1 protein-coding gene is annotated in these 521 nt (G+C 67.6%); it reads right to left on the minus strand.

Annotation, left to right across the window (positions count from 1 at the left end; all coding sequences use genetic code 11):
- Positions 1-521 (minus strand): aminotransferase class III-fold pyridoxal phosphate-dependent enzyme (locus ACYPYD_RS12245; RefSeq protein ID WP_459663369.1); only part of this gene is annotated, 521 nt, incomplete at both ends.

Consider the following 521-nt stretch of genomic DNA (forward strand, 5'->3'; position numbering starts at 1 on the left):
TCGGGCGTGAAGCCCATGCCCTCGAAGCTGAAGAACCCGCCGGTGCGCCCGCAGCCTGCTTGAATGTCGTCGACGATCATCAGCGCGCCGTGCTTCTCTGCCAGCGCGGCGATGCGGCGCAGCCATGCAGGGCTCGCGGCATTGAGTCCGCCCTCACCCTGTACCGTCTCGACGAGGAACGCGGCGGGCGCGTCGAGGCCGCTGGAGGGGTCTGCAAGACGCTGTTCGAGCAGATCGGCGGTGTCCACCTCGTCCCCGTAATAGCCGTCGAACGGCTCGTGGCTCACATGGCTGAGCGGCACGCCCGCACCGCCGCGCTTGCCCGCATTGCCGGTGCAGGCAAGTGCACCCAGCGTCATGCCGTGGAAGCCGTTCGTAAAAGCAACAACCAGTTCGCGCCCCGTCACCTTGCGCGCCAGCTTGATCGCGGCCTCGACCGCATTAGTGCCGGTCGGCCCGGTGAACATCGCGCGATAGTCCAGCCCACGCGGCTCCAGGATCACCTCCTCGAACGTGCGCAG

The organism is Novosphingobium sp. 11B (assembly GCF_054589055.1).